This is a genomic window from Streptomyces sp. NPDC021749, assembly GCF_040640655.1.
Taxonomy (GTDB): domain Bacteria; phylum Actinomycetota; class Actinomycetes; order Streptomycetales; family Streptomycetaceae; genus Streptomyces.
In genome coordinates this window covers 19051-44242 of the sequence record NZ_JBFACE010000006.1, presented here as the reverse complement: position 1 = coordinate 44242, position 25192 = coordinate 19051, and the positions used below count along the sequence as shown (strand labels likewise).

At 72.4% G+C, this 25192-nt stretch carries 28 protein-coding genes; 19 read left to right on the top strand and 9 right to left on the bottom strand.

Translation table 11 applies throughout. The features are described from left to right. Window positions 1-25: 25 nt before the first annotated feature. The 11 genes from cpaB (at window position 26) to AB0G35_RS07905 (ending at window position 9030) form a co-directional block, all read left to right on the top strand. Window positions 26-745: a Flp pilus assembly protein CpaB gene (gene cpaB / locus AB0G35_RS07955; protein WP_360945465.1), complete on the top strand. Its 720-nt coding sequence runs from the start codon at window positions 26-28 to the stop codon at window positions 743-745. Window positions 746-758: 13 nt separating this feature from the next. Further along, window positions 759-2198, top strand: a complete 1440-nt coding sequence (locus AB0G35_RS07950; RefSeq protein WP_360945462.1) for an AAA family ATPase — start codon at window positions 759-761, stop codon at window positions 2196-2198. A 3-nt stretch (window positions 2199-2201) separates the two neighbouring features. Continuing rightward, a complete protein-coding gene (locus AB0G35_RS07945) occupies window positions 2202-2585 on the top strand; it encodes a TadE/TadG family type IV pilus assembly protein (RefSeq protein ID WP_360945459.1) in 384 nt (127 codons plus the stop codon). Further along, window positions 2582-3091 (top strand): TadE family protein, encoded by a 510-nt coding sequence (locus AB0G35_RS07940; protein ID WP_360945456.1) that lies wholly within the window; start codon window positions 2582-2584, stop codon window positions 3089-3091. The genes AB0G35_RS07945 and AB0G35_RS07940 overlap by 4 nt, the downstream gene beginning before the upstream one ends. Continuing rightward, on the top strand, window positions 3088-4428 hold the full coding sequence (locus tag AB0G35_RS07935; protein ID WP_360945453.1) for a CpaF family protein: 1341 nt from the start codon (window positions 3088-3090) through the stop codon (window positions 4426-4428). Before AB0G35_RS07940 ends, AB0G35_RS07935 begins: the two co-directional genes overlap by 4 nt. Then, a complete protein-coding gene (locus tag AB0G35_RS07930; protein WP_360945450.1) occupies window positions 4425-5414 on the top strand; it encodes a type II secretion system F family protein in 990 nt (329 codons plus the stop codon). Before AB0G35_RS07935 ends, AB0G35_RS07930 begins: the two co-directional genes overlap by 4 nt. A gap of 77 nt (window positions 5415-5491) precedes the next feature. After that, a complete protein-coding gene (locus AB0G35_RS07925) occupies window positions 5492-6385 on the top strand; it encodes a DUF5936 domain-containing protein (protein ID WP_360945447.1) in 894 nt (297 codons plus the stop codon). A gap of 449 nt (window positions 6386-6834) precedes the next feature. Next, complete coding sequence (locus AB0G35_RS07920; protein WP_033266190.1) at window positions 6835-6999, top strand: membrane protein; 165 nt, start codon at window positions 6835-6837, stop codon at window positions 6997-6999. Window positions 7000-7019: 20 nt separating this feature from the next. Next, entirely contained in the window at window positions 7020-7730 is a 711-nt protein-coding gene (locus AB0G35_RS07915; RefSeq protein ID WP_360945444.1) for a pilus assembly protein TadG-related protein, read from the top strand. A gap of 61 nt (window positions 7731-7791) precedes the next feature. Continuing rightward, complete coding sequence (locus AB0G35_RS07910) at window positions 7792-8379, top strand: hypothetical protein (RefSeq protein ID WP_360945441.1); 588 nt, start codon at window positions 7792-7794, stop codon at window positions 8377-8379. Between the two features lie 12 nt (window positions 8380-8391). Then, window positions 8392-9030: an OmpA family protein gene (locus tag AB0G35_RS07905; RefSeq protein ID WP_360945438.1), complete on the top strand. Its 639-nt coding sequence runs from the start codon at window positions 8392-8394 to the stop codon at window positions 9028-9030. Here the strand turns inward: AB0G35_RS07905 and AB0G35_RS07900 are convergent. Next, complete coding sequence (locus tag AB0G35_RS07900; RefSeq protein ID WP_360945435.1) at window positions 9005-9529, bottom strand: RDD family protein; 525 nt, start codon at window positions 9527-9529, stop codon at window positions 9005-9007. The two genes, AB0G35_RS07905 and AB0G35_RS07900, sit on opposite strands and share 26 nt — an antisense overlap. A 117-nt stretch (window positions 9530-9646) precedes the next feature. On the opposite strand from AB0G35_RS07900, the gene AB0G35_RS07895 reads away from it, so the two are divergent. Further along, complete coding sequence (locus AB0G35_RS07895) at window positions 9647-10228, top strand: TetR/AcrR family transcriptional regulator (RefSeq protein ID WP_360945432.1); 582 nt, start codon at window positions 9647-9649, stop codon at window positions 10226-10228. An 86-nt stretch (window positions 10229-10314) separates the two neighbouring features. Here the strand turns inward: AB0G35_RS07895 and AB0G35_RS07890 are convergent, their stop codons facing one another. Then, window positions 10315-11583: an MFS transporter gene (locus AB0G35_RS07890; protein ID WP_360945429.1), complete on the bottom strand. Its 1269-nt coding sequence runs from the start codon at window positions 11581-11583 to the stop codon at window positions 10315-10317. A 163-nt stretch (window positions 11584-11746) separates the two neighbouring features. Here AB0G35_RS07890 and AB0G35_RS07885 point away from each other — a divergent pair, with 163 nt between their 5' ends. Continuing rightward, window positions 11747-12118 carry an ArsR family transcriptional regulator gene (locus tag AB0G35_RS07885; protein WP_360945426.1) on the top strand — a complete coding sequence of 124 codons (372 nt, stop codon included), beginning with the start codon at window positions 11747-11749 and terminating at the stop codon, window positions 12116-12118. 143 nt (window positions 12119-12261) lie between these two features. Here the strand turns inward: AB0G35_RS07885 and AB0G35_RS07880 are convergent, their stop codons facing one another. Beyond that, complete coding sequence (locus AB0G35_RS07880; protein WP_360945423.1) at window positions 12262-12636, bottom strand: DUF192 domain-containing protein; 375 nt, start codon at window positions 12634-12636, stop codon at window positions 12262-12264. Window positions 12637-12694: 58 nt separating this feature from the next. Between AB0G35_RS07880 and AB0G35_RS07875 the strand changes: the two genes are divergently transcribed. Next, window positions 12695-13429, top strand: a complete 735-nt coding sequence (locus AB0G35_RS07875; RefSeq protein WP_360945420.1) for an A24 family peptidase — start codon at window positions 12695-12697, stop codon at window positions 13427-13429. Between the two features lie 278 nt (window positions 13430-13707). Here the strand turns inward: AB0G35_RS07875 and mgrA are convergent, their stop codons facing one another. Further along, window positions 13708-14742 carry an L-glyceraldehyde 3-phosphate reductase gene (gene mgrA / locus AB0G35_RS07870; protein WP_360945417.1) on the bottom strand — a complete coding sequence of 345 codons (1035 nt, stop codon included), beginning with the start codon at window positions 14740-14742 and terminating at the stop codon, window positions 13708-13710. A 140-nt stretch (window positions 14743-14882) separates the two neighbouring features. Between mgrA and AB0G35_RS07865 the strand changes: the two genes are divergently transcribed. The 4 genes from AB0G35_RS07865 to AB0G35_RS07850 all read left to right on the top strand — a co-directional run bounded on the left by AB0G35_RS07865 (window position 14883) and on the right by AB0G35_RS07850 (window position 20297). After that, entirely contained in the window at window positions 14883-15662 is a 780-nt protein-coding gene (locus AB0G35_RS07865) for an isoprenyl transferase (RefSeq protein ID WP_360946040.1), read from the top strand. A gap of 504 nt (window positions 15663-16166) precedes the next feature. Further along, complete coding sequence (locus AB0G35_RS07860; protein WP_360945414.1) at window positions 16167-17504, top strand: PhoH family protein; 1338 nt, start codon at window positions 16167-16169, stop codon at window positions 17502-17504. 452 nt (window positions 17505-17956) lie between these two features. Beyond that, on the top strand, window positions 17957-18658 hold the full coding sequence (locus AB0G35_RS07855) for a transglycosylase SLT domain-containing protein (RefSeq protein WP_360945411.1): 702 nt from the start codon (window positions 17957-17959) through the stop codon (window positions 18656-18658). 124 nt (window positions 18659-18782) lie between these two features. Beyond that, on the top strand, window positions 18783-20297 hold the full coding sequence (locus AB0G35_RS07850) for an AI-2E family transporter (protein ID WP_360945408.1): 1515 nt from the start codon (window positions 18783-18785) through the stop codon (window positions 20295-20297). A gap of 80 nt (window positions 20298-20377) precedes the next feature. Here AB0G35_RS07850 and AB0G35_RS07845 read toward each other — a convergent pair whose 3' ends face one another. Continuing rightward, window positions 20378-20911: an alkyl hydroperoxide reductase gene (locus AB0G35_RS07845; protein WP_030412180.1), complete on the bottom strand. Its 534-nt coding sequence runs from the start codon at window positions 20909-20911 to the stop codon at window positions 20378-20380. Window positions 20912-20916: 5 nt separating this feature from the next. After that, window positions 20917-21471: a peroxiredoxin gene (locus tag AB0G35_RS07840; RefSeq protein WP_360945405.1), complete on the bottom strand. Its 555-nt coding sequence runs from the start codon at window positions 21469-21471 to the stop codon at window positions 20917-20919. Between the two features lie 131 nt (window positions 21472-21602). Here AB0G35_RS07840 and AB0G35_RS07835 point away from each other — a divergent pair, with 131 nt between their 5' ends. Further along, the gene (locus tag AB0G35_RS07835) at window positions 21603-22562 is read left to right on the top strand and encodes a hydrogen peroxide-inducible genes activator (protein WP_360945402.1); all 960 of its coding nucleotides are present in this window, start codon (window positions 21603-21605) and stop codon (window positions 22560-22562) included. Between the two features lie 7 nt (window positions 22563-22569). Here AB0G35_RS07835 and AB0G35_RS07830 read toward each other — a convergent pair whose 3' ends face one another. The 3 genes from AB0G35_RS07830 to AB0G35_RS07820 are packed head-to-tail and all read right to left on the bottom strand — an operon-like array spanning window position 22570 to window position 25138. Continuing rightward, window positions 22570-23931, bottom strand: coding sequence for a hypothetical protein (locus AB0G35_RS07830; protein WP_360945399.1), 1362 nt, complete (start codon window positions 23929-23931; stop codon window positions 22570-22572). Continuing rightward, window positions 23928-24617 (bottom strand): ABC transporter ATP-binding protein, encoded by a 690-nt coding sequence (locus AB0G35_RS07825; protein WP_360945396.1) that lies wholly within the window; start codon window positions 24615-24617, stop codon window positions 23928-23930. The genes AB0G35_RS07830 and AB0G35_RS07825 overlap by 4 nt, the downstream gene beginning before the upstream one ends. Continuing rightward, window positions 24614-25138: a PadR family transcriptional regulator gene (locus AB0G35_RS07820; RefSeq protein WP_360945393.1), complete on the bottom strand. Its 525-nt coding sequence runs from the start codon at window positions 25136-25138 to the stop codon at window positions 24614-24616. The genes AB0G35_RS07825 and AB0G35_RS07820 overlap by 4 nt, the downstream gene beginning before the upstream one ends. Between the last annotated feature and the right edge of the window lie 54 nt (window positions 25139-25192).

The following is a 25192-nucleotide window of genomic DNA, read 5'->3' as shown; positions in this document are numbered from 1 at the left end:
CCGTCCCGATCGAGGTCCCTCCCCCATGAACTCACGCCAGCGCCGCGGAGTGATCCTGCTGCTCCTGTCGGTTCTCTGTGCGGTCGGCGCGTTCGTCGGCGTGCTGTCGGTGATCAGGAACGTCGAGTCGAAAGTCGGTCCCGAGAAGACCGCGTACCGGCTGAAGACGGACGTCGCGGCCTATAAAGCGCTGGATCCGGGGCAGTTCGAGAAGGTGAAGATGCCGCAGCGCTGGCTGCCGCCCACCGCCGTGACCGATCTGGACCAGGTCAGCGGCAAGATCGCGGTGACCCCGCTGAAGAAGGGGTCGCTGCTCCAGGACGACATGATCGTCGAGCGGCCGGCGCTGAAGGCCGGTCAGCAGGAGATCGCCATCATGATCGACGCCGCGACCGGGGTGGCCGGCAAGATCAACCCCGGTGCCCGGGTGAACATCTACGCCACCTTCGAGGGCAAGCGCCCCGAGGACAAGCCGGTCTCCAAGGTCATCGTGTCCGGTGCCCAGGTCATCGACGTCGGCAAGCTGACGCCCCTGGAGGCCAAGGACCCCGGCGACACCCACGCCACCAGCCGGCAGGCCGGCGAGGCCGTGCCGATCACCTTCGCGCTCAACACCCAGGACGCCCAGCGGGTCGCCTACGCCGAGTCGTTCGCCTCCCACGTACGGCTGGCGCTGCTCGCACCCGGCAGCGAGGCCGGCGTCCCGCCGAGCCAGCGCACCTACACCCTCGACGGCGACAAGTGACCCGGAGGCCCAGGTGACCATCCGCATCCTCCCGGCGATCGGCGACCCGGACGCCGCCCGCGCGGTGACCTCGCTGCTCAACCAGCTGCCGGACGCCGAGCCGGCGCCCGCGGTCGCCGACGCCACCGCGCTGCTCGACGCCCTGGCCGGCGCCGCTGCCCAGCCCGCCGTGGACACCGGCCCGGGCCCCGCCGTCGAGGCGCTGCCCGAGGTCGTCCTGGTCCACGAACGGATCGGGCCCACCCCGGCGCTGGATCTGATCCGCGAGATCGCGCTCCGGTTCCCCGCCGTCGGCGTCGTGCTGATCACCACCGACGCCGGGCCCGCACTGTTCTCCGCGGCGATGGACGCCGGAGCCCGGGGCATCGTCGGACTGCCGCTCGGCTACGACGAGTTGGCCGCCCGGGTGCAGGCCGCCGCCCAGTGGGCCGCCGGCGTACGGGTGCACCTGGGGGGAAACCCGGAGGCCCGGCCCGGACCGGCCGGCCGGCTGGTGACCGTGACCGGCGCCAAGGGTGGCGTCGGCACCACCGTCGCCGCCGTCCAGCTGGCGCTGGCCGCCCGGGCCGCGGGCCGCAGCGTCGCGCTGGTGGACCTCGACCTGCAGTCCGGGGACGTGGCCTCCTACCTGGACGTCCAGTTCCGCCGCTCGGTCGTCGACCTGGCGGGCATCCAGGACCTGTCCGTACGGGTCCTCCAGGACGCGGTGCACGACCACCACACCGGCCTGGCGCTGCTGCTGGCACCGGAGGAGGGCGAGCGCGGCGAGGAGGTCGACGACCGGGCGGCCCGGCAGATCCTCGGCGCGCTGCGCTCCCGCTACGAGGTCGTGGTGGTCGACTGCGGCTCCCAGATGCAGTCGGCGAACGCCGCGGCCGTCGAACTCGCCGACGTGGCCCTGCTGGTGACCACCCCTGACGTGGTCGCCGTACGCGCCGCCAAGCGGCAGGTACGGCTGTGGGACCGGCTGCAGATCCGCAAGGCGGAGGACACCACCACCGTCGTCAACCGGCTCACCCGCAGTACCGAGATCCAGCCGCCGGTGGTCGCCAAGGCCACCGGCACCCGCACCGCCCGGGCGCACGTCCCGGCGGCGTACAAGGAACTCCAGCCGTGTGTGGACGCCGGCCGGATACAGGACCTGGACGCCCGGTCGACCGTCAAGCAGGCGCTCTGGGCGCTCGCCGGTGAGCTGGGGCTGGTCGAGTCACCGGCCGCGCGGCAGGGCCGGGGCAGCCACCGGGCGCGTCCGTCGCTGACGGGGCGCAAGCGCAAGGCGCTGACGACGGGGGCGGCCGCCGGTTCCGGGACGGGTCCGGGTGCCGCCTCCGGGACCGCGTCGGGGTCGGTACCGGGGTCGGGCGCCGGACGGTTCGGCGTCCGGCGGGGGCAGGCGACGGCGGCCGGCGGTCCGGGGCCGTTCGATCCGGCCGGCCCGTACGAGGAGGGCTGAGCGGTGCGGCGCCCGCTGGGCGGCGACGACCGCGGACAGGTCTCGGTGGAGTTCCTGGGACTGCTGCCGCTGATCCTGCTGGTCCTGGTGCTGCTCTGGCAGTTCGTGCTGGTCGGGTACGCCTACTCGCTCGCCGCGCACGCCGCCGACCGGGGCGCGCGGGCGGCCACCGCCACCCGGGACGGCGGCGCCGGCGCCTGCCGTACCGCCGCCGAGGACCAGCTGCCGCCCGCCTGGCAGGCGGGTTCCTCGGCCTCCTGCACCACCGAGGCCGGCCTGTGGAAGGCCACCGTCCGGATCAGCGTCCCGGTGCTCTTCCCCGGCCTGGCCAGCTTCCCCGGACACCTCACCGGCTCGGCCGGCGCCGCGAAGGAGGACAGCCGATGAGGACGGTGCGCCGCGCCGGAGCCGCTTTCCGCCGTTGTGCCGCCGGTGCGCCCGGTCCGCGCCGGGGCGCCGCCCGGCCGCGGCGACCCGGGCACGGCGGCCGCGACCGCGGACAGGCCTCCGTCGAATTCCTCGGCTTCCTGCCGATCCTGCTGGTCGTCGCGCTGGCCGTGGTCCAGCTCGGCCTGGCGGCCTACACCGTCCAGCAGGCCGGCACCGGCGCCCGGGCCGCGGCCCGTACCGCCTCGATGGACCGGGCCGACCGCGAAACCGATCCGCGGTCCGCCGGCCGGGCCGCCATGAGCGGCTGGGTCGCGGACCGCGCGACGATCTCCGTCAGCGAGGGCGGCGACGCGGTCAGCGCCACGGCCCGGGTCACGATCCCCTCGATCATCCCCGGCGTCGACGACTTCGGCTCGGCCAGCCGCAGCGCCACCATGCCCCGCCCCGCCGACGCGCAGGGCGCGGCAGCACCGAGCACATACGAAGGAGCACCCCCGCGATGAGCCTGAAAGCCCGGATCGTCGCGCCCGAGCCGGCCGGCGAGCCGCGCCACGACAGCCACCTGGTCGCCACCTACCGCGCCAAGCTGCTGGAGGAGATCGACCTCGCCGAGATGTCCTCGCTGGCCGCGGCCGAGCGCCGGTCCCGGCTGGAGCGCGTCCTCGGCCACATCATCAGCCGCGAGGGCCCGGTGCTGTCCACCGCCGAACGGGCCCAGCTGATCCGCCGGGTGGTCGACGAGGCGCTGGGCCTGGGCGTCCTGGAACCGCTGCTGGAGGACGCCTCGATCACCGAGATCATGGTCAACGGGCCCGACCAGGTCTACGTCGAACGCGCCGGCCGGGTCGAACTCGTCCCGGTCCGCTTCGCCTCGCACGAACAGCTGATGCAGACCATCGAGCGGATCGTCTCCACCGTCAACCGCCGCGTCGACGAGTCCAATCCGATGGTCGACGCCCGCCTCCCCTCCGGGGAGCGGGTCAACGTCATCATCCCGCCGCTCGCCCTGAACGGCGCCACCCTCACCATCCGCCGCTTCCCGCGCGCCTACACCCTCGCCGAACTCATCGGCAGGGGCACGCTCGACGAGCAGATGCTGATGCTGCTGGCCGGGCTGGTGCGCGCCAAGTTCAACGTGGTGGTCTCCGGTGCCACCGGTGCCGGCAAGACGACCCTGCTCAACGCCCTCTCCGGGCTCATCCCGGAGGGCGAGCGGATCATCACCGTCGAGGACGCCGCCGAACTCCAGCTCCAGCAGACCCACGTCATCCGGCTGGAGGCCCGGCCGCCCAACGTGGAGGGCAAGGGCCGGATCACCATCCGCGACCTCGTACGCAACTCCCTGCGCATGCGCCCCGACCGCGTCATCGTCGGCGAGGTGCGCGGCGGGGAGACCCTCGACATGCTCCAGGCGATGTCCACCGGACACGACGGCTCGCTCGCCACCGTGCACGCCAACAGCGCCGAGGACGCCCTGATGCGGCTGCAGACGCTGGCCTCCATGTCGGACGTGAAGATCCCCTTCGAGGCGCTGCGGGACCAGATCAACAGCGCCGTCGACTGCATCGTCCAGCTCACCCGGCACGCCGACGGCTCCCGCCGGATCAGCGAGATCGCCCTCCTCGACTCGCGCGGCCACGAGGACTACCGGATCGCGACGGTCTGCCGGTTCGACGCCGAACCGATGGGCGCCGACCGGATCGTGCACGGCCGCTTCCGCTACTTCCCGCTGCCCCGACGGGTGGCCGAACGCCTCTTCATGGCGAGCGAGCCCACCCCGCCCGCCTTCGGGGTGGCCGCCACCGACGACCAACTCGCCACCCGGAAGGCCACCTCATGACCGGCTGGGCCCTGACCACCGCCGCCGGAGGGCCGACCGCGGCCCCCGTGAGCCCCCTCGTCCAGCTCACCATCGGGGCCACGCTGCTGGGCGCGGTGTTCGCCGTCGCCGGCGTCCGCACCTTCGCGGCCGGACGCGCCCAGCGCCAGGCCGTCGTCGACCGCCTCGCCGACGAGCACGGGCTGCCGGAATCCGGCACCCGCCGCCGCTTCCCGTCGGTGGACCGCGCCCTGCGCGGCACCCGCCTCGGCCGCCGCCTGGAACTCCGGCTGGCCGCCACCGGCCTGGACGTCACGCCCGGCGAGTTCTTCGTCGGCATGCTCGTCGCGGTCGTCGCCCTGTGGCTGGTCGCGCATGCCGTGCTGGCGCCCTTCTTCGGGCCGATCGCCGCACTGGTCGCCGTCTGGGCGGCCTTCGCGTTCCTCACCTGGCAGCGCCAGAAGCGGATCGAGAAGTTCATCAACCAGCTCCCCGAACTCTCCCGGATCCTGGCCAACGCCACCCAGGCCGGGCTGGCGCTGCGCACCGCCCTGGGGATGGCGGCCGAGGAGCTGGAGGCCCCGGCCGGCGAGGAACTGGCCAAGGTCGCGGCCAAGCTCGCCGTCGGCCACTCCATCGACGAGGCCCTGGGGGAGCTCGCCGAACGCCTGCCCTCGCGCGAGCTGGTCGTCCTCGTCACCACCCTCGTCCTGTCGAACCGCGCCGGCGGCACCGTCGTCGGCTCGCTGCGCAACCTCACCACGACGCTGGAGGAGCGCAAGGAGACCCGCCGCGAGGTGCGCACCCAGCTCTCCCAGGTCACCGTCACCGCCTACGTCGTCCCGCTCCTCGGCGTCGGCACCCTGCTGCTGATGAACCGCATCGCCCCCGGCGCCATCGACCGCATGACGTCCTCCTTCCTCGGCCAGCTCGCGGTCGTCGTCGCCTTCGTCCTCTACGGGCTGGGCTTCTTCTTCATCCGCCGGCTGTCCAAGATCGACGTCTGAGCGGACCGGGCCGGGCGGCAGCGGAAGGCGCGAAGGCACGAAGGCACGAAGGCCACAACGGGATGGGAAAAAACGGGATGGGAATCGGAATTCTGCTGGCCGCGGCCTTCGCCCTCTCGGTCGTCGGCATCTGCTGCGGGGTCGCCCTCTACCGCCGCGAGGCCCGGCTGCCGCCCGACCTGGCGCTGTCCCTGGAGGTCGGCGCGACCCGGACGACGGCCGTCGGCTCGGCCGTGGACCGCCTCGGCATGCGCTACGCCCCGCTCGTCCTGCGCCTGATGGGTGAGAAGCGCACCGCCCGCATCCGCCGCCGGATCGACCTGGCCGGCAACCCCGGCGGCCTCACCGTCGACCGCTACGCCGCCCGCCGCGCCGTCTACGGCGCCCTCGGCTTCACCGGCGCCCTGGTCATGTTCCTGCGCGGCCAGCCGGTTCTCGGCGTCCTGATGGTGCTCTTCGGCCTCTTCTGGAACGAGGTCGGCATCTGGGCCGCGATCCGCCAGCGCAAGGACACGATCGAGCGGACCCTGCCGGACTTCCTGGACGTGCTCGCGGTCGTCGTCAGCGCCGGGTTGAGTTTCCGCCAGGCACTCGACCGGGTCGCGGACAAATACGAAGGCCCGTGGGCCGATGAACTCCGGATCACCCTGCGGCAGATGGACATGGGGGTCAGCCGCCGCGCCGCCTTCGAGGAACTGCGCAAACGCAACGACTCCGAACAGGTCGCCCAGTTCGTCACCGCCCTCCAGCAGGGCGAGGAACTCGGTTCCCCGATCGTCGACACCCTCATCCAGATCGCCAACGACATGCGCCGGACCGACGCCCAGAACGCCCGCCGCCGCGCCGCCCGGGCCGTCCCCAAGGCCACCATGGTCGTCACCACGTTCATGGTGCCGGCGACGATGATCCTGCTCATCGCGGGTTTCTTCCTCGGCTCGGGGACGAATTTCGGCTCGCTGATGGGGGATTGAGGCAGGCCCCGCCCGCGCGCCGTAGGGCGCGGGCGGCCCGGGCGTCCGGCGGTCGCCGCGGTGCCGTTCCGGGCCCGGCCGGATGCGTACGGTGCACGGCCCGCTTTCCCGTCAACGCCTTCGCAACAGCAACCAGTTGTGTCACAGTGGGTGGGCCGGCGGTCACCATCGTGCTCGGATGCGGGGAGGCCGGCCGGTCCGCATGGGCATCGGCGCCGGACGCGGTCCGGAGGGGGAACGGGGGGTGGACGAGGTGCACAGCACTGGCCGAAAGGCGCCGTTGTATCTTCCGCCCGTGTCCCCGAAAGAGGATTGGGTACGGAATCCCTGTCCGGGGAACACCGTTCCGGCGTACTTTTCTGGTGTCATGAGCGCGGCCGAACGCGCCGACACCACGGGGGCAGACCAGCCGGACCAGAGCGGTGCGGCCGCCCATGGAGGGGAAGACGATGGCGAAGCGGGTTTTGGGGAACGACCGGGGACAGACCTCGATCGAGTACCTCGGCATCATCGCGGTGGTCGTGGCGATCGTCCTGGTCCTGTCGACCACGGACTTCGGAAGCCAGATCGCCAACGCCATCGCCAACAAGATCTCCGACGTCGTCGGCATCTAGGGCCCCGGGCCGCTTCCGCCATGACGGTCGCCAACCCGCGCCGCGGCGCGCGTGACGCCGGGCAGGCCTTCCCGCTGTACCTCGTGGCGGTCGCGGGCCTGCTCTTCCTCGCGCTCGCCTTCTTCGCCGTCGGACAGGCGGCTGCCACCCGCAACGGCGCCCAGACCGCGGCCGACGCGGCCGCGCTCGCCGCCGGGCAGAAGTACCGCGACCTGCTCACCAAGGGCGTGCTCGACGGCGTCCGGGACGGCAGCTACGAGACCGACAAGACCGCCTGGGAGGACCTGCTGAACGGGCGCGGCGCCCCCTCCGGGGCGGCCTGCGAGAGCGCGGACTGGTTCGCCGGACGCAACGACGCCGAGGTCTCCGGCTGCGTCCCGGACTCCTGGCCCACCTCGTTCGCCGTCACCGTCCGGACCCGGAACACCGTGGGGGCCTCGGTCATCCCCGGCACCGCGGGCAAGCACGCGTCGGCCGAGGCGACCTCGGTGATCGGCCCGCGCTGCGCGCCCGCGCCCGCCGGGAGCGACGACGGCGGCAAGGGGGACGGCGACGGGAAGGACGGCAAGGGCGGCAAGGGTGGCGGCGGGGGCAAGGGCGGCGGCAAGGACGACCCCGGGCCCGCGCCCGTCACGATCACCTGCGACGGCAAGGAATGGACCCTCGACGCCGGCGACCCGACGCACCTCCCCGACGCCTCCGACCTCTTCTCCGTACGGCTGGCCCACTGACCGCCCACCGACCACCACACCGTCCCGCACCAGGCACCCGACGATCGAAGGAATCGCATCCATGAGCATTCGGCGCACCACGAAGGCCGCCAGGGGAGCGGTCGCCACGGCGAGCGCTGTCGGCCTGGCTCTCGTCGTGGCCGGCTGCGGCGGGGGCGGCGGGGACGGCGGTGCACGGGCGGACGACAAGAAGCCGCCGGCCCGCAGCAGTACGCCCAAGGACGGCGGCCCCGGGACCCCGGCGGCCGACTCCAGCAAGGTGATCGGCGAGATGAAGGGCCCCGACGGCGTGGTGGTCACCCTGAACTCCGTGATCCGCGACTCCGGGGGCTTCGTCACCGTCAACGGCACGGTCACCAACCACGGCAGCCGCGCCTTCAACGCCATCGACTGGCGCTCCAACGAGACCGAGCTGCGCTCCCGTTCGTCCATCTCGGGCGCCACCCTCGTCGACAAGGCGGGCAAGAAGCGCTATCTGGTGCTGCGGGACACCAACGGCGAATGCCTGTGCACGACGGGTCTGAGCGGGCTGATGCCGGGGGCGAGCCGCCCGATATTCGCGCAGTTCCCGGCGCCACCGGCCAAGGTGACCGAGGTCGACTTCCAGTTGCCGACCATGCCGCCGGCGACCGTGCAGATCACGGACTGAGCGGGCCGCCCGATGACCGTGAACCCCACGCCCTGTTCCCTGCGTTCGCGCCGCGCGCCCCGTGGTGCCGCCACCGCCGCCGTCGTGCTGCTGCTGGCCGCCGCGCTGTCGGCACCCCCCGCCCATGCCGATCCGCCGGGGGTGACCGAGGACTCCGCCCCGCCGGTCCGCATCGACCCCCACGACCCCGATCTGCGGATGGTGCAGGGGGCCGAGCTGGCGCCGGCGAAGGTGCTGAACATCAAGTCGATCGTGGAGACGGACGACGGGTCGGAGCGGCGGCAGGACACCAACGACAACGTGACGTTCGCGCTGCAGGCCGAGGTGCTGTTCGGGAAGGACAGCGCCGAGCTGACGGCGGACGCACTGGCCCGGATCGGCACCATCGCCGACGAGGTCAGGAAACAGCACGCCACCAACCTGCGGGTCTTCGGATTCACCGACAACCTCGGCTCCGCCGGCCACGGACTGGTGCTGTCCAAGAAGCGGGCCACCGCCGTCCAGGAGGAGTTGGCCAAGGACCTGGGCTCGGCGGTCGGCTTCCAGATCCGCGGATACGGCGAGCAGTACCCGATCGCGGACAACAGCACCGAGGAAGGCCGCAAGAAGAACCGCAGGGTCGAGGTCAGCTTCCCGCGGGCGAATTCGTAGGCGCCGAGGCGTAGGTGCCCCGCGGCGGGTACGGCGGCCGGACGGACGGGGCGGGCACACGGGTGCGCAGGACCAGGGTGCCCACGGCCTTGTCGTGCAGGCACTGCCGGTACGGCCGGTCCCAGAGGCAGAACAGCGCATCGAGCTGGCTGAGCACCGGCACCGCCCACATCCCCAGGTGCGCGAGATGCCGCGCCAGCGCCGTCCCGTAGGACGGCCGGCGGCCGTCGGCCACCCGGACGACGGACATACCGCAGATCAGCTTGCCCGCCGTGCCCCCGCAGGTGGCCGTCAGCAGTGGCGAGTAGAGGAACACCATGGCCACGGCGGTCAGGAGGGTGAGGTAGAACGGCGCGTTGTCCCGCGAGCCGCCGAAGGTGACGAACAGGCCGATGGCCGCCGATATGACCGACAGTGCGACGGCGGCGAGCACGGTGTCGATGATGACGGCGAGCAGCCGCCGGCCCGGGTTGGCGATGACGGGGCGTGGTGTGTCCATGCCGCGCATTGTGGTCACTCGGGCGCGCGGAACGGCAACTCGGGCACCGTGCCACGTGCGGAGGAGGCGGCCGGACGATATTGGATCGAGCGATTCAATTGTTGTTAGGCTGAGGTCATGGCGCGACCCAGGCAGTTCGACGAGGACCGGGCGCTCGACGCCGCGATGGAAGCGTTCTGGATCACCGGCTACGAGGCGACGTCCACCCAGGACCTCTGCGACGCCACCGGGCTGGGACGCAGCAGCATCTACAACACCTTCAAGAGCAAGCACGACCTCTTCGAACGCGCCCTGGCCCGTTACATGGAGCGCAAGAACGCCGAGATGAACGAGCTGCTGGAGAGCGAGCTGCCGGCGCGGGACAAGATCCGCGCGCTGCTCCGGCGGACGGTCGACGACGAGTGCGCGGCCGGCGCGGACGGCCGCGGCTGTCTGGTCGTCAACACCTGCGTCGAGGTGTCGGCCCACGACCCGTCGGTCGCGGCCGCGCTGGAACGGGACTACGGCGCACGGCTGGCGGCGGTCCGGGCGGTGATCGAGTCGGGCCAGCGGGCCGGTGACATCACCTCGCGGACCGACGCCGGCACGCTCGCCCACCTCCTCATCGCCACGATCGGCGGGCTCCGGGTCTCGGCCCGGGCCGGACTCGGCCGCGCGGCGCTGGAGGGCGTGGCCGAGGCGGCGATGGGCGCGTTCTGAGCGGACGGTGGCGCGGTGGCGGCGGTACGCGCCGGAAGCCCGGACCGCCCCGCCCTCCTCGCTGCCGGACCGCCTCGCCCTTCTCGCTACCGCCCCGCCCCGCCCCGCAGCGCCACCAGCGCAGCACCCGCCGCGGCAAGCGCGGCGACGGCGAGGCCGAAGGCGGTGGCGGCCGCCGGCAGGCCGATGGCGTCGCTGAGGTAGCCGTCGGCGACCGGGAGGGCGCCCGCCAGGGCGTAACCGCCCGCGTTCAGCGCGGCGTTGGCCTCTGCGCGGCGGGCGGCCGGGACCTCGCGGCTCAGCAGGGTCAGCCCGCCCAGCTGGCCCGCGCCCTGGCCCGCCCCGGCGAGCAGCACCGCGACCACGAGCGGCGCCAGCGTGCCGGTGCGGACCGCGGTGACCAGGGCGAGCGTGCCGGTGACGGTGGCCGCGCCGGACACCAGCAGGACCGTACGGACCGCCGGGCGGCGCAGCGCGAACTGCACGCCGGTGGCGGACAGGAACATCGCCAGCGCCAGCCCGCCCGCCAGCGCCCGGTCGGTCGTCCCGAGCAGCCCGGCGAGCAGCGACGGGCCGAGCGACAGGACGAACGCGGTGGCGCTGATGCCCGGGGCGAACGCGGCCAGTCCCAGGGCGAGATGGCGGCGGTTGGCGCGCGGGACGGCGGGCAGCCGCACCCAGGCGCCCGCCGCGGCGCCGGCCGTCGCTCTGCGCCGCGGCAGCGGCATCCGGACCACCGCCGCCAGCGCCGTGACCAGCAGGACGCCCTCGACGACGAAGACGGTGACGGTCGGCCCGGGCGCGGTCTCCGACAGCACCCCGGCCAGTACGGGGCCGATCCCCGCACCCAGCACCATGGCGGTGGAGGCCAGCAGCGGACCGATCCGGCGGCCGGCGGCCAGGTCGGTGACCGCGGCCATCCCGGCCGAGACGGCGGCACCGGTGGCCACGCCGGTCAGCAGCCGGGCGACGGCGAGCGCGGCCACCGAGGGCGCGGTGGCGTAGACGGGGCAGGCGACGAGGGCCAGCAGCAGCGCCGGGACCAGCACCGGCTTCCGGCCGAGCCGGTCCGAGGCGACGCCCGCCACCAGCAGCGCGCCCAGCAGCCCGACCACGTACGCGGCGTAGATCAGCGTCAACGTGCCGGAGCTGAAGCCGAGTTGGCGCTGCCAGACCGCGTACAGCGGCATCGCCGCGTTCGACAGCATGAAGATCGCGACCACCGGCCAGGCGGCGAACCAGACCTCCCGGACGGGCGGTCCTGCGGTAACGGCGTCCGCGGGCGCCGGCGTCGGGCTCGGCGTGCTCCTCGCCGTGGTGCGCATCCCCGGTGACGCGGTGGGTGCTTCGGGCATGGGTGTCCCCTCCTCCTCCGGCCTGTACGAGTGGAGTCGTACAGGCTGTATGAAGAGATTCGTACAGCCACCACGCAGTACGATGCAAGTCGTACTGGGAGTCGGGTCGCGAAGCGCCTGCGCCCCGACCGCCTCGACCGCCCCGAATCATGAGGAGCGCCGGATGTCGTCCACCCCACGTGTCTGGACCGAGCGGGCGCAGCGGCCGGTGCCGGCCGGTGCGCCCGAACCGCTGCCGGAACCGGCGCGGGACGAACTGCGGCTGGAGACCGTCATGGGCGCACTGAGCGATCCGCTGCGGATGCACATCGTGCGGACGCTGCTGCTGGAGTCCGAGGAGTTCGACCACACCTGCGGCTGGTTCGGCCTGGACCGGCCCAAGTCCTCGCTCACCCACCACTTCCGTACGCTGCGGGAGGCCGGTCTGATCCGGCAGCGGCAGTACGGGCTGGAGCGACGCAGCCATGTCCGGGTGGACGACCTGGAAGCGCGCTTCCCCGGGCTGCTGGCACTGGTGGCCGACTGGCGGCAGTGACGTGACCGCGGGCGGGGAACGGACCAGCTCCCGGCGGAACGGACCAGCTCCCGGCGGAACGGACCAGCTCCCGGCGGAACGGACCAGCTCCCGGCGGAACGGACCAGCGCCCGGCGGAACGGACCAGCGCCCGGCGGAACGGGTCAGCGCCCGGCAGCCTCCGGCGCGGGCGCCGGCTCGATGCGCAGCCGCATCCCCGGGCGCAGGCCCCAGTCGGTCATCGCACCGGCCGCCGCCTCCAGCACGTGCCGGGCGCGCGGCCGCGGGCGGCCCAGGCGGCCCGGCGGCATGGTGCGGACCGCCAGCACCCTGAAGTCCCGGCTCAGATAGGCCACATCGATGGCGAACCGCATCCGGAAGGTGTGCACCCCGCTCGCCGGGGTCAGCAGCAGTGCCCCCTCGATGCCGTCGCGGCCCAGCAGACCGCGGGCGCGGGCACGGTACGAGGCCGCGATCTCCACCGGAACCGCACGGTCCGCGCCGTACAGCATCCCCGTTCCGTTCCTCCAGCGCGCCATGCCCCGCGTTCTATCAGCTCCCGGCGTGCCCGGACAGCCGCCCCGTAGGGTCGACGCTGTGTCAGTGATGCTGATGGCGCTCGCCGCCGCCTACGGGGCCGCGGCCGGGCTGCTCCTGCCGCGGCCCGCCCACCGGATGGCCGTCGCGCCCGAGGAGGAGTGGCGCACGGAGTGTCCGGGGGGACATCCGATCACCGGGGCGGCGCGCGGCTGGCTGGGGCCGGGGTGCTGTCCGGCCTGCGGCGCGTACGGGCCGGCCGGGCCGCCGACGGCCGCACTGACCGCACTGGTCTGCGCGGCCCTCGCGGCGGCCACCGGGCCGCGGCCGGAACTCGCCGCCTGGCTGCTGGCGGCGCCGGCCGCGGTGCTGCTGGTGATCGTCGACTGGCGGGTGCGGCGGCTGCCGGACGTGCTCACCCTGCCGCTGGCCGCGGTCCTCGCGGCGGCCCTGGGCCTCGCCGGCCGGTTCACCGGCGACACCGGCGCCTGGTGGCGGGCCCTCCTGGCCGGTCTCGTCCTCGCCGCCTGCTACCTGGTCCTGCACCTCGTCAACCCGGCGGGGCTCGGACTGGGTGACGTCAAGCTGGCGCTCGGACTGGGGATCGCCCTCGGGTGGTACGGCTGGCGCACCGTGGTCACCGGCGGCGCGGCCGGGGTGCTGCTCGGCGGGCTCTACGGCGCCGGGCTGCTGATCGTCCGGCGCGAGGCCCGGAAAACCGCCGTGCCACTGGGGCCCTTCATGATCGCCGGGGCGTTCTGCGGCCTGTTGCCGGCCGCGCTGGCGGCCCGCTGACCCGCCCGCCGGGGCGCCTTCCGGCCCCGTACGCCCGGGTGGGCGCAGGGACGCACGGCCCGTTTTCCACCCCCTTCGCCGCGCCGGAGCCACGCCGCGGCGCGCGCCGGTGCACACAGCACCCCTTCCGCGGGGTTATGGTGGAAACCCCCCCTCGGGCCGGTCCGTATCCCCCCCACGGACCGGCCCGCTTTTCTTTGCGGCCTGCGCCGGGCGTACCGGCCGCTTCGAAGGTGGCCGGAAAGCAGTGCTCCCGGGCGGCGGCCGCCGGGCGCCGGTCAGCTCCGGCGGGCCCAGATGTTGACCCCGTCCGTGGTCGTCGCGAACTGATCGATCTCGGTCAGCTCGGCGTCCGTGAGGGCCGGGGCGTCCAGGGCCGCGACATTGGCCTCCAACTGGGCGACGCTGCTGGCACCGATCAGCGCGGAGGTCATCCGCTCGTCGCGCAGCACCCAGCCCAGGGCCAACTGGGCCAGCGACTGCCCGCGCCGGGCGGCGATCTCGTTGAGGCCGCGCAGCCGGCGGACGACCTCCTCGGAGAGCAGGTTCGGGTCCAGGGACTTGCCCAGGGAGGCGCGCGAGCCCTCGGGGATGCCGTCGAGGTACTTGTCCGTGAGCATGCCCTGGGCCAGCGGCGCGAAGGAGATGCAGCCCATGCCCTCGTCCTCCAGGGTGTCCAGCAGCAGGTCGTCCTCGGTCCAGCGGTTGATCATCGAGTACGACGGCTGGTGGATCAGCGGCCGTACGCCCATGTCGCGCAGTATGCGGGCGGCGTCCCGGGTCTGCTCGGCGTTGTAGGAGGAGATCCCGACATAAAGGGCCTTGCCCTGCTGGACGGCGGAGGCCAGGGCGCCCATCGTCTCTTCCAGCGGGGTGTCCGGATCGAAGCGGTGCGAGTAGAAGATATCGACGTAATCAACGCCCATCCGCTTCAGTGACGCATCCAACGACGAGAGGAGATATTTCCGCGAACCCCATTCGCCGTAGGGGCCCGGATGCATGAGATATCCGGCCTTCGTGGAGAGAATCATCTCGTCGCGGTAGGCGCGGAAGTCCTGCGCGAAGATCTTTCCGAAGTTCAGCTCGGCGGAGCCGGGCGGCGGGCCGTAGTTGTTGGCCAGATCGAAGTGGGTGACACCCAGGTCGAAGGCGCGTCGCAGGATGGCCCGCTGGGAGCTCAGGGTGCGGTCGTCCCCGAAGTTGTGCCACAGTCCAAGGGAGATAGCGGGGAGTTTGAGTCCGCTGCGGCCCGTTCGCCGGTACTTCATCGAGTCGTAGCGGGAATCCGCGGCGCGGTAGTCGGTGCCAGTCATGCTCATCTCCCTATCACGTACCTGTGACCTACCTGATGGGGCTGTCTCGACAGCCGAGAAGTAAAGTTGCCCACTTGAGGCGACGGGGCGACCGCCATTGGCACGGAGGGGCTGGACCACACATGCTGCGATCTTCCGGGATGCGCATCCCGTATCCGCCTGCACTGCGGAATCTGGTTTACCGGCTTTACGCGCGGCGGGTGGAGGGTCGCCTGGATCACGACCAGGTGCCCAAGCACATCGGCGTCATCCTCGACGGCAACCGGCGCTGGGCGCGGGCCGACGGGCGGACGACCGAACAGGGCCACCAGGCGGGCGCGGCCAAGATCGACGAGCTGCTCGGCTGGTGCGCGGAGACCGATGTGGAGGTCGTCACGCTCTGGCTGCTGTCGACGGACAACCTCGACCGGCCCGAGGCCGAGCTGAAGCCGCTGCTCGGCATCATCGAGAACACCGTGCGGGACCTGGCCGCCGACGGCCGCTGGCGGGTGCACCACGTCGGCAACCGGGACCTGCTGCCCGAGGCCACCCAGAAGGTCCTCAAGGAGTCCGAGGCGGCCACCCTCGACAACAAGGGCATCCTGGTCAACGTCGCGGTCGGCTACGGCGGCCGCCAGGAGATCGCGGACGCGGTGCGCTCGCTGCTGCTGGAGCACGCCGAGCGCGGCACCTCCTTCGAGGAACTGGCCGAGATCGTCGACATCGACCTGATCTCCGAGCACCTCTACACCCGCGGCCAGCCCGACCCGGACCTGGTGATCCGGACCAGCGGCGAGCAGCGGCTGTCGGGCTTCATGCTGTGGCAGAGCGCCCATTCGGAGTACTACTTCTGCGAGGTCTTCTGGCCGGCGTTCCGGAAGGTCGACTTCCTGCGCGCACTGCGCGACTACGCGGCCCGGCACCGCCGCTACGGCTTCTAGCAGGCAGCACCCTCGTCGCGCGAAGCCCCCGCCGGCCCCGAACGGGCCCCGGCGGGGGCTTTTCTGACGTCGCCTCTGCCGGAAATCACCCGGTCGGCCCCGCTCGTCCCGCCCGTGCCGACCGGCCGGGTCACGCGATCACACGTAACCCAAGGTTCATCGACCGTGCGTCATATGCCGTGGCATGGCCACGCGGGTTCCAGGGAATATCCCATCCAGGTCGGCGTCCGGAACAAGCCATCGGGCGCCGCATCTCAGCGGACGGCATGGGGCCGTCCGCCCGGGAGGCCCTTTGCACATCACGGAGATCCGTGCGCACCGCACGGGCGACGCGAGGGGCCGGCGCTCGGCCCGCGCATCGTGGCCTGAGCCCGGTCCGGTCATGAGATGGCCGGGGGTCCCAAGGACGCTGCCCGGCAGCCGCCGGGCGTACCACGTCCCCGGGAGCACACCGCCCCGCGACGCCGTCGCACCCCAACCTCAGCCGAGGGGGTTCGTCCACCCGTGGTGAACAGCAAGCAGCGCCGTGACAACGACCGGCGCACTTATGTCCTCGACACCAGTGTGCTGCTGGCGGATCCAGGCGCCATGGCCCGCTTCGACGAGCACGAGGTCGTGCTGCCGGTCGTGGTGGTCACGGAACTGGAGGCCAAGCGGCACCATCCCGAGCTCGGCTACTTCGCCCGGCAGGCGCTGCGCCGGCTGGACGAATACCGGGTGCAGTACGGGCGGCTGGACTCGCCCCTCCCCATCGGGGAGCTCGGCGGGACGCTGCGGGTCGAACTGAACCACTCCGACACCGGCATCCTGCCCCCGGGCTTCATCAACGGGCACAGCCGGCTGGGTGACAACGACTCGCGGATCCTCGCCGTGGCGCGCAACCTCCAGGCCGAGGGGTTCGACGTCACGGTCGTCTCCAAGGACCTGCCGATGCGCATCAAGGCGTCCTCGGTGGGCCTGCTGGCCGAGGAGTACCGCGCCGAGCTGGCCATCACCGACTCCGGCTGGACCGGGATGGCCGAGGTGACCGTCCCCGCCGAGCAGGTCGACGACCTGTTCTCCACCGAGACCGCGTACGTGCCGGAGGCGGCCGGGCTGCCGGTGCACACGGGCCTGGTGCTGCAGTCCGAGCGTGGCAAGGCACTCGGCCGGGTCACCGCGGACGGCACGGTCCGGCTGGTCCGGGGCGACCGGGAGGCGTTCGGCATCCACGGCCGCAGCGCCGAACAGCGGATCGCGCTGGACCTGCTGCTCGATCCGGACGTCGGCATCGTGTCGATGGGCGGGCGGGCCGGCACGGGCAAGTCGGCGCTGGCGCTGTGCGCGGGCCTGGAGGCGGTGCTGGAGCGCCGGCAGCACCGCAAGGTGATGGTGTTCCGCCCGCTGTACGCGGTCGGCGGGCAGGAGCTGGGCTATCTGCCGGGCAGCGAGGCGGAGAAGATGAGCCCCTGGGCGCAGGCCGTCTTCGACACGCTGTCCGCGGTGACCACCAAGGACGTCATCGAAGAGGTGGTGGGCCGCGGCATGTTGGAGGTGCTGCCGCTGACCCACATCCGCGGGCGGTCGCTGCACGACGCGTTCGTCATCGTGGACGAGGCCCAGTCCCTGGAGCGAAACGTCCTTTTGACGGTTCTGTCCCGTATCGGGGCCAACTCCCGGGTGGTGCTCACCCATGACGTCGCCCAGCGGGACAACCTCCGGGTCGGGCGCTACGACGGAGTGGTCGCGGTCGTCGAGAAGCTGAAGGGGCATCCGCTTTTCGCCCATGTCACCCTGAACCGCTCGGAGCGGTCGCCGATTGCGGCACTGGTGACCGAAATGCTGGAGGACGGCAGGATCTGACCCGCCAGGCCTGGACAACCGCTGGGATCAGGCCAGTTGTCCGGATCTGACCTGCTGTAAAGGGGCGCCGCCCGGTGAAGCGAAGGAGCTTAGCCGGGCGGCGTTCCGCTGCGCGCCGATATCCGAAAATACCCGGGGGTAAACGAGGTGTGAGCTTTCACACCCGGCCGGGAATTGATTCCCGGTGTGTCGTTCGGGCAGAGTCTGGGTCCTGTCAGGCCCCGCATACGGCATCCGCACCCCCAGCGGTGCAGAACAACCGAACTTCATAGTGAGTCGCCGTATGCCGCCCGAGCACCACGCGGACCCCGAGGGGGACGTACCGGGCCAGTGCCTCCCGTGACCAGCCGGTCCCGCCCGCTCAACAGGGTCCGGAACAAGGGGAGGTCAGCGCCAGGGGCACGATTGCGTCCGCGAGGTCACCTAAGCGGGCGATGCTGGAAGGAAAACGTGTGAGCCGGATCTCGGTCCGGGGATTCGCCGTGGCCTCCGCCACCGCGGTCACCACCGTCGGCGCCGTCGTCGGCGTCGCTGCAGGGCAGCCCGCCACGGTCAACGCCGAGGCCACCGCTGCCGACGCGACGACCATCGCCGACATCCCCGCGGGCGCTCAGGCCCAGGTGCAGACGGCTTCCCTGACGCAGCAGGCGGACGACCAGTCCACCCAGGCGGACGCGGCAGCCCTCAAGTCCGCACAGGAGGCCGCACGCAAGGCCGCCGCGGAGACCGCGCAGAGCAAGAAGGACGCCGCGGACGAGGCGAAGGCCAAGAAGGAAGCCGACGCGCGCAAGAAGAAGGAGCAGGCCGCGTCCCGCTCCTCCTCCCGCGCGGACCTGGGCGACCTGGTCGGCAAGAGCTCGTACACCATCGCCGAGACGCAGGCCATCGCGCGTCAGATGATGGCCGGCGACCAGTTCCAGTGCTTCAGCAACATCGTGGACCACGAGTCCGGCTGGAACTACCGCGCCACCAACGCCTCTTCCGGTGCCTACGGCCTCGTCCAGGCCCTGCCCGGCTCGAAGATGGCCTCCGCGGGCTCCGACTGGCAGACGAACCCGGCAACCCAGATCAAGTGGGGCCTGAACTACATGAACGACCGCTACGGCAGCCCCTGCGGCGCCTGGTCGTTCTGGCAGGCCAACAGCTGGTACTAGGCCCGTCGGCCGCACACAGCGCCTCTCGAAACCCCCGAACGCACCGCGTCGGGGGTTTCGTGCGTCGCGCACGGGTAACGTCGTGCCCGTCAGCATGGCGCACGGGAGGGGAAGAGGAAGGCAGATGTCCAGATTGCCTCAGTGGGTCGGTGGCCTCGGCGCCGGTCTGACGCGGCTCTCGCAGCGGCTGGAGGAACAGCGCCGCCGCGCCGAGGCCGCAGCGGCAGCCGGGGACCCGGACGAGCTGAGGCGTGCCGAGCGTACGGCGCCGCCGGTGCCCGCCGGGCAGGTGGCCGACGCGCCGGCGGCGGACGACGGCCCGGTCGCCACGCTCGCCGTGCCCCGTACGCAGCTGCCCGGGGCCGGGGACGGCGTACCGCATCCGGGCACGGACGCGGAGAGCGCGCCGCCGGCCGCCCCGCGGGTACCGGACTCCGTGCCCGCGCCGCCCTCGTACGCGCCGGCGGTGGCGGCCCGCCCCGATCCGGTCGATGCCGTGCCGTGGGGCGTACGGGTCGCCGCGGAGGCCGGCTGGCGGCTGCTGGTGCTGGCCGCCACGCTCTGGGTGCTGGCGCAAGTGATCACCAGCATCCAGCTGGTCGTGCTGTCGTTCATCGCGGCGATGCTGATCACCGCGCTGCTCCAGCCGACGGTCGGCTGGCTGCGGCGGCGCGGGCTGCCGCGCGGGCCGGCCACCGCGCTGACCTTCATCGGCGGCTTCGTGATCATGGGCCTGGTCGGCTGGTTCGTGGTGTGGCAGGTCCAGGACAACATCGACTCGGTCTCCAGCCGCATCCAGGAGGGCATCAGCGAGCTCAAGGACTGGCTGCTGAAGAGCCCGTTCCATGTGACCGAGGGTCAGATCAACAGCATCGCCAAGAACCTGCAGGACGCGATCGGCGCCAACACCGAGGCGATCACCTCGGCCGGTCTGGAGGGCGTCACCGTCGTCCTGGAGGTCTTCACCGGCATCCTGCTGGCGATGTTCACCACCCTTTTCCTGCTCTACGACGGGCGGCGGATCTGGGAGTGGGTGCTCAAGCTCGTACCGGGCGCGGCCCGGGAGGGCGTGGCGGGCGCCGGTCCGCGGGCCTGGCGCACCCTGACCGCCTATGTGCGCGGCACGGTCATCGTGGCGCTCATCGACGCCATCTTCATCGGCATCGGGCTGTACTTCCTCAATGTGCCGCTGGCCGTCCCGCTCGCCGTCTTCATCTTCCTGTTCGCCTTCATCCCGCTGGTCGGCGCGGTGGTCTCGGGCGCGCTGGCGTGCGTGGTCGCGCTGGTCACCCAGGGCGTCTTCACGGCGCTGATGGTGCTGGCGGTGGTGCTGGCCGTGCAGCAGATCGAGGGCCATGTGCTGCAGCCGTTCATCCTGGGCCGGGCGGTCCGGGTGCACCCGCTCGCGGTGATCCTCTCGGTCGCGGCCGGCGGGCTGATCGCCGGGATCGGCGGCGCGGTCGTCGCGGTGCCCCTGGTGGCGGTGACCAACACGGCCGTCGGCTATCTGCGTTCGTACTCCCGGGAGCAGGCGTTGCGGATGGCGGTGGCCCCGCGCGGTGCCACCGCGCTCGGGGTGGCACCGACCCCGCCGCCGGTCCGGCGGACCCGTCACGACGGTGACGGAGACCAGGAGTAGCACCCCGGCCATGCGAGAACCCCGCGGACGACGGTGCGTCCGCGGGGTTCCGCGTGTTCGGGCGCCGTACGGCTACCGGGTCACTCGGCGAGTGCGGCCTCGGCGTCCAGGGTGGCGCCGACGGCCTGAAGGACGGAGGCGATCTTGACCGCCTCCTGGATCGTCTCGCGCTCCACACCGGCCTTGCGCAGCACCTGCTCGTGCGAGTCCAGGCACATGCCGCAGCCGTTGATGGCCGAGACGGCCAGCGACCACAGCTCGAAGTCGACCTTGTCGACGCCCGGGTTGCCGATGACGTTCATCCGCAGGCCGGCGCGCAGGTTGCCGTACTCCGGGTCCGACAGCAGGTGCCGGGTCCGGTAGAAGACGTTGTTCATCGCCATGATGGCGGCGGCCGACTTGGCGGCGGTGTACGCCTCGGCGGAGAGGTTCGCCTTCGCCTCGGGCTCCAGCTCGCGCAGCACCTTCGGCGAGCGGGAGGCGATCGCGCAGGCCAGGACCGTGCCCCACAGCTGCTGCTGCGGCAGGTCGCTGTTGCCGATCACCGAACCGAGGTTCAGCTTGAGGTCCTTGGCGTAGTCCGGGACCGCGGACTTCAGGTCATCGAGGGCCATGGGTCTCACTCACCAGCCAGCAGCGCGACCGGGTCCAGGGTGTCCTCGCCCTTGCTCCAGTTGCACGGGCACAGCTCGTCCGTCTGGAGGGCGTCGAGGACCCGCAGGACCTCCTTGGGGTTACGGCCGACGGAGCCGGCGGTCACCATCGTGAACTGGATCTCGTTGTTCGGGTCGACGATGAAGACGGCGCGCTGCGCGAAGCCGTCCTCGCCCTCGATGCCGAGGTCACGCATGAGCTCGTGCTTCGAGTCGGCGAGCATCGGGAAGGGCAGGTCGGTCAGGTCCGGGTGGTCCTTGCGCCAGGCGTGGTGCACGAACTCGGAGTCGCCGGAGAAGCCGAGGATCTGGGCGTCACGGTCGGCGAACTCCTCGTTCAGCTTGCCGAACGCGGCGATCTCGGTCGGGCACACGAAGGTGAAGTCCTTGGGCCACGCGAAGACGATCTTCCACTTGCCCTCGTAGGTCTTGTGGTTGATCTGCTCGAACTCCTTGCCCTTCTCCAGCGAGACACAGGCAGTCAGGTCGAACTCGGGGAACTTGTCACCGACAGTGAGCACGCGCTCTCCTTGTTGCGTAGAAAGTCCCTTTTGAGGCTTTCCTTGAGGCTTGGACGGAACTCACAGTGCCACAGGAGGCATTGATCAGGGAAATAGCTAGACTGGTTGATGTTGATCGGAGGTGGTTATCAGTGGCTTCATCAGCCAGCCAGAGCGGCCGGCCCCGCCAGCCCAGCCTGGCCCAGCTGCGGGCGTTCGCGGCGGTGGCCGAGCATCTGCATTTCCGCGAGGCGGCGGCCGAGATCGGCATGAGCCAGCCCGCGCTGTCCGGCGCGGTCTCCGCACTGGAGGAGACCCTCGGGGTGCAGCTGCTGGAGCGTACGACGCGCAAGGTGCTGCTGTCGCCCGCGGGGGAGCGGGTGGCGGCCCGGGCCCGTACGGTCCTGGAGGCCGTCGGCGACCTGATGGAGGAGGCCGAGGCGGCCCGCGCGCCCTTCACCGGCGTCCTCCGCCTCGGCGTCATCCCGACCGTGGCGCCGTACCTGCTCCCGGCCGTGCTCCGCCTGGTCCACGACACCTACCCCGACCTGGACCTCCAGGTCCACGAGGAGCAGACCGCGTCCCTGCTCGACGGCCTGGCGCACGGACGCCTGGATCTGCTCCTCCTCGCCGTCCCCCTCGGCGTGCCCCAGGTCACCGAACTCCCGCTCTTCGACGAGGACTTCGTGCTCGTCGCACCCAAGGAGCACTGGCTCGGCGGCCGCGGCGACATCCCCCGCCAGGCACTCCAGGAACTCGACCTGCTGCTGCTCGACGAGGGCCACTGCCTGCGCGACCAGGCCCTGGACATCTGCCGGGAGGCCGGCCGCGACGAGAACACCCCGGTCACGACGAGCGCGGCGGGCCTCTCCACCCTCGTCCAACTCGTGGCCGGCGGCCTCGGCGTGACCCTCCTGCCGCGCACCGCCCTCCGCGTCGAGACCGGCCGCAACGACCAGCTCACCACCGGCTACTTCGCCGACCCCGCCCCGTCCCGCCGGATCGCCCTGGCCATGCGCACGGGCGCGGCCCGCCAGGAGGAGTTCGAAGAGTTCGCCCAGGCGCTGCGGGAGGCGCTGCGGGGGTTGCCGGTGCGGATCGTGAAGGGGTGAGGGTCAGCTACGGCGGGCCGGCGGCCGGGCGTCGTCCAGCACCTGCCCCACATCCAGCACGACTTCGGCGCCGATCGACTCGGGCAGGGTGACTTTCTCCCCGGCCAGGTGAACGGGGTGCGCGCCGGTGGTGGGGGCACGGCCGGTGTGGAGCGGGCCGGCGAGGCCGTCGATGGCGCCGCGGGCGTCCGTCACGCCGGGGGTGGCCCGCAGCGCGGTGAGCGCCCGTGGGGTCGTGGGCCAGTCCTTGGCGTTGGCCCACAGGCCGATCCGCGGCAGCTTGCCGGACTCCGCGTAGGCCGCGGCGTACCCGGCCTGCATGCCCGTCATCAGCATGTGGATGGCGATCGCGCCGGCCACCGCGACGGTGATCCCGCTGACCGCGCGGGTGGCCGAGCCGCTGTTCAACTGGAGTCTGCGGACCGCCAGTTGCCAGGAGACCGGGCCGCCGTGCAGCCGGCCCGTTGATGTCCCACAGCGTGATCAGCGGGGCCAGCCCGCGGGCGGCCAGGAACAGCGCGGCGCCGCCGGCCACCCCGAGCAGTGAGCCGAACAGCGCCTCCCCGGAGGCGATCCGGCGGGTCGTCGGGACGTCGGCACCGACCAGCCGCAGCGCCGCCAGCCGGCGCTCGCGGCGCTCGTTGCCGAACCTCACCGACGTCCCGATGAAGACCATCACCGGCGTCATCAGCGCCACACACGCCATGATCACCAGCAGGACGGCCGGGGCGCTCATCGGCCGCGGCTCCCAGCCCTCGCCGAAGTGGTCGATGCGGTAGCCGTCCGGCGCGGCCAGGGTGTCGCTCTGCGCGACGTAGGTGAGCTCCTTCGGGCCGAGCAGCCCCGCGTCGCCGATGGTGCCGGCGATCTCGTACGGCAGGCGGGCGCGCAGCAGGGCGCCGCCGGGGGAGCCGAGCAGTTCCTTGAGGGCGGGGGAGACCAGCATCCGGCCCGGGCCGGGGAGGTGGTCGATGCCGGGCGGGACCGGTGGGCGCGTGCCGTCGGGGCGGACCAGCCGGCCGCGGACCGGGATGCCGTGGAAGGTGGTGTCGGTGGAGGCGTAGCGCAGGGTGGTGTCGGAGGGCCGGGGCGGGTGCTCCTGGCCGAGGTTCTCGCGGGCCTTCTCGCGGCCGTGCCAGGCGTCCATCAGGTGCGGGACGGAGGTGCCGAGCAGCAGGACGGCCACGCCGAGGGCGACGCCGGCGGCGGTCAGCGCGGTACGGATCCAGCCCTCGCGGCCGCCGCCGGCCGCGAACCGCATGCCCGTCGCGAGGTCGCGGGCCCAGGCACCGGGGCCGGACCGGGCGGCGCCGAACGGGCCGCCGCCGCCCGCGCCGTGGGTGCCGGGGCGGGAGTGCGGCCGGCTCATACCAAGCCCGCCAGCATGTCCTTCACCGTGCCGTCGCGGACGACGATCTCCCGGTCGGAGTACGCGGCCACCCGGGCCTCGTGGGTGACCAGGACGACGGCGGCGTGGGTGTCGCGCGCGGCGTCGGTCAGGAGGGTCAGCACGCGCTCGCCGTTGAGGGAGTCCAGGGCGCCGGTGGGTTCGTCGGCGAAGATCACCCGGGGCCGGGTGACGAGCGCACGGGCGACCGCGACCCGCTGGCCCTGGCCGCCGGAGATCTCGCCGGGCCGCTGGCCGGCCACCGCCTCGACCTCCAGGCGCTCCAGCCACTCGCCGGCCCGGCGTTCGGCCTCCTTGCGCTGGGTGCCGTTCAGCCGCAGCGGCAGGGCGACGTTCTCCAGGCAGGTCAACTCCGGTACCAGCTGGCCGAATTGGAAGACGAAGCCGAAGTCGCTGCGGCGCAGGGCGCTGCGCTGGGCGTCGGTCAGGCCGGTGAGGGTGTGCGGGCCGTAGCGGACCGTGCCGGAGTCGGGGGTGATGATCCCGGCCAGGCAGTGCAGCAGGGGCGACTTGCCGGAGCCGGAGGGGCCCATCACGGCGACGACCTCGCCGGGGTGGATGGAGAAGTCCGCGCCGGCGAGGGCCGGTGTGCGGCCGTAGGTCTTGTGCAGCCCCTCGGCGCCGAGCAGGGAGCCCTCGGGCGTCATGGCCGGACCGTTTCCGCCAGCTTGTCCAGCCGGGCGGCGGTCAGCTCCAGCCAGCGCAGATCGGCCTCCAGGTGGAACAGCGCGTGATCGCAGATCAGTTGGTCGGCGAGGTCACCGGTGCGTTTGCGCTCGGTCAGTCCGCGCATCATCCGCAGGTGTTCGGCGCGCTGGGCGTCGAGGAGCTCGGCGGCGTTGCGGTCGGTCAGCAGGGCCAGCACCACCTTGGTGTAGAGCGTCGACTGCAGGTACGGCTCGGGCTTCTCCGGGCGGGCCAGCCACCGCGCGACATCGGTGACGCCGGCGTCGGTGATCGCGTACCGCTTGCGCTCCGGGCCGGCGCCGGGCTCCACGGCGTCCACCTCGACCAGGCCGTTCTTCAGCAGCCGGGACATCGTGGAGTAGACCTGCCCGTAGTGCAGCGGGCGGTCCTGGCCGAAGTGCGCGTCGAAGGCCCGCTTGAGGTCGTAGCCGTGGCGGGGGCCGGACTCCAGAAGGCCCAGCAGCGTATGACCGATTGACATGCCGACCACCTTACTCGGCGGTGTAACGGCCGTGTATACCCGCGGTGTATAGGT